The following is a 2,147-nucleotide window of genomic DNA, read 5'->3' as shown; positions in this document are numbered from 1 at the left end:
GCAGATGAAAAAAAAGCCGCGCCCGAAGGCGCGGCAGTCATAGGGAGGAAACGCCCAGAATGGGCAGCCCCAATCTGAACAATGCTTAGACGATTTGCAAGCGGAATTTGCGCTGCGGCGCGAAATTTTTTTTGCAGTGCGGTGGGGCAGGCGCCCACCGGGCTCGATCGCCGGGCCAGCGCGAGCGTCGGCCGATCAGGCCGCCCACGGCGCGCCGCGAGCAGGGCGAATAGCCATGTCTATGTGTCAGTCCGACGACGGAAGCGGTTTGGCTTCCTTGAGCTGCAGGGGCTTGCCGCCGATCGACAGCGAACCCTTGCCGGCCTTCACCGCCAGCAGCTCGACCGTACCTTCCTCGTCGACGTAGCGCTTGCCGGTCAGCACGCCGGCCGAGTGGGCCGGGTCGATCGCTCTCAGGTCAGTTGGGCGCTCGGCGGCCATCGGCTGGCCGCCGCACTCCACGGCCAGGTCCGCCGGCGCGCGGACGACGATCACCTCGGCGTCGCACACCGAGCTCTTCAGTCTGGATCCGGGTTTCATCGGTTCTCCAACGCTCGCAGGACACACCTTCTAAATGCGCGTCCCGGCGCATCAAGCCGCCCGGGCGAAGCGGCCTCAGACATCGCCAAGACGATGAGGGCATCGGGGAGCCCCCGGCGATCCGCCCACGGGTTGGCGGTGACAAGGTTCCCGCTGCTATAGGGCGGATTCTCAATCGCGCCGGCCGCGGCCCATGCTTTCGAAGGAACTCGCTGACTATGGCCACTGACGTTGTGCTCCCGAAGATCGGTTTCGCCATGACCGAGGGTCAGATCACCGAATGGCTGGCGCAGGACGGCCAGGCGGTCAGCGAGGGCCAGCCGCTCTTCACCCTGGAAGCCGACAAGTCGGCCAACGAGGTCGAGGCGCCCGCGACCGGCACCCTGCGCATTATCCAGCCGGCGGGCGCGATCTACGAAGTCGGCACGGTGATCGGCGTCATCGAGTAGTCGATTTTTGCGCGGCGCCATGGAACGCTTCGAGATGGACTGACCGCGACGCGCCGGCGCCGGCGCCGGTCCGAGGAGGTCCGACGATGGGCTTCTACGCGCGCCATGTCATGCCGACGATCGTCGCCTGCGGCTGCTCCCTGCCGCCGATCACCAAGCTGCGCCGGGCGGTCGTGCCGCGGGCCGAAGGGGTGGTGCTGGAGCTCGGCCTGGGCTCCGGCCTGAACCTGCCGCTCTACGATCCGGCCAGGGTCACGAAGGTCTTCGGCCTGGAGCCGGAGGCGGCGATGCTGGCCAAGGCGCGGCGCCGGGCCGACAGATCCACGGTTCCGGTGACCGTCCTGCGCGAGGGGGCCGAGGCCGTCTCGCTGGACGCCCGAAGCGTCGACACCGTGCTGGTGACCTTCAGCCTCTGCACCATCCCCGAGGTCGAAGCCGCGCTTTCCGAGGCGCGCCGCGTGCTGCGGCCGGCGGGGCGGCTGCTGTTCTGCGAGCACGGGCGTTCGCCCGACCCGGAGCTCTTTCGGCGCGCGACCAAGATCGAGCCCACCTGGAAAAAGCTGTTCGGCGGCTGCCACCTGACCCGCGACATCCCCGCCCTGGTCCAGGCCGCGGGCTTCACCATCGACCAGCTCGAGGCCGGCTATCTGGGCGGCCGGCCCAGCTTCGGCGGCTACGTCTACCGCGGCTCCGCGTCGCCCGGCTGAGGCGGCTAGCGCTTCATCCAGGGCTTCGACGCGCCCGCGGCGGGGCCGCCGGCGAGCGGTTTCGGCGGCTTGCCGGCGCCGGGAAACCCCGACTTGGCGGCCTGCGCCGCCTTTTTCAGCCGGAGCGCGCGCTGCGCCGGGGTCTCGGAGGGATCATCGGTCATGGGCGGAAGCTAGCACGGGTCCGCAGCGGTGGGATCAGGCCGCTTCCTCGCCGGCGCTTTTGACCATGTCCTCCAGCCCCTGCTCGCGGACCTTGCGGTAGAGGGTGGAGCGGCCGATGCCGAGCCGGCGGGCGACCTCGCTCATGTGGCCGGCGTAGACCTCGATGGCGAGCTGGATCAGGTCGCGCTCGATCTCCTCCAGCGTGCGCAGGTGGCCGCGGCCGTCGAGGATGCGGACCGGCTGCTCCGGCCCGCCTTCGGCGGCGGGCGCCTGGGCGGCGGGCCCG

At 69.9% G+C, this 2,147-nt stretch carries 5 protein-coding genes; 2 read left to right on the top strand and 3 right to left on the bottom strand.

Annotated elements, in window-relative coordinates:
• Positions 1-246 precede the first annotated feature (246 nt).
• Entirely contained in the window at positions 247-540 is a 294-nt protein-coding gene (locus tag VJS38_RS03220; RefSeq protein WP_324086713.1) for a hypothetical protein, read from the bottom strand.
• Positions 541-758: 218 nt separating this feature from the next.
• On the opposite strand from VJS38_RS03220, the gene VJS38_RS03215 reads away from it, so the two are divergent.
• Both VJS38_RS03215 and VJS38_RS03210 read left to right on the top strand, forming a co-directional pair.
• Entirely contained in the window at positions 759-989 is a 231-nt protein-coding gene (locus VJS38_RS03215; RefSeq protein ID WP_324086712.1) for a biotin/lipoyl-containing protein, read from the top strand.
• A gap of 86 nt (positions 990-1,075) precedes the next feature.
• Complete coding sequence (locus VJS38_RS03210) at positions 1,076-1,696, top strand: class I SAM-dependent methyltransferase (protein WP_324086711.1); 621 nt, start codon at positions 1,076-1,078, stop codon at positions 1,694-1,696.
• 5 nt (positions 1,697-1,701) lie between these two features.
• On the opposite strand, the gene VJS38_RS03205 is transcribed toward VJS38_RS03210, so the two are convergent.
• On the bottom strand, positions 1,702-1,860 hold the full coding sequence (locus tag VJS38_RS03205; protein WP_324086710.1) for a hypothetical protein: 159 nt from the start codon (positions 1,858-1,860) through the stop codon (positions 1,702-1,704).
• 34 nt (positions 1,861-1,894) lie between these two features.
• Positions 1,895-2,147 (bottom strand): helix-turn-helix domain-containing protein (locus VJS38_RS03200; protein WP_324086709.1); only part of this gene is annotated, 253 nt, incomplete at its 5' end.

The sequence above is a fragment of the Phenylobacterium sp. genome (assembly GCF_035276905.1).
Lineage (GTDB): Bacteria > Pseudomonadota > Alphaproteobacteria > Caulobacterales > Caulobacteraceae > Phenylobacterium.
This window is presented reverse-complemented; position numbering and strand designations above follow the sequence as displayed.

Excerpts from the sequence above, each read along its gene's own strand:
- VJS38_RS03215 (WP_324086712.1), top strand. The coding sequence starts at position 759 with ATGGCCACTGACGTTGTGCTCCCGAAGATCGGTTTCGCCATGACCGAG.
- VJS38_RS03205 (WP_324086710.1), bottom strand. The coding sequence starts at position 1,860 with ATGACCGATGATCCCTCCGAGACCCCGGCGCAGCGCGCGCTCCGGCTG.
- VJS38_RS03210 (WP_324086711.1), top strand. The coding sequence starts at position 1,076 with ATGGGCTTCTACGCGCGCCATGTCATGCCGACGATCGTCGCCTGCGGC.
- VJS38_RS03220 (WP_324086713.1), bottom strand. The coding sequence starts at position 540 with ATGAAACCCGGATCCAGACTGAAGAGCTCGGTGTGCGACGCCGAGGTG.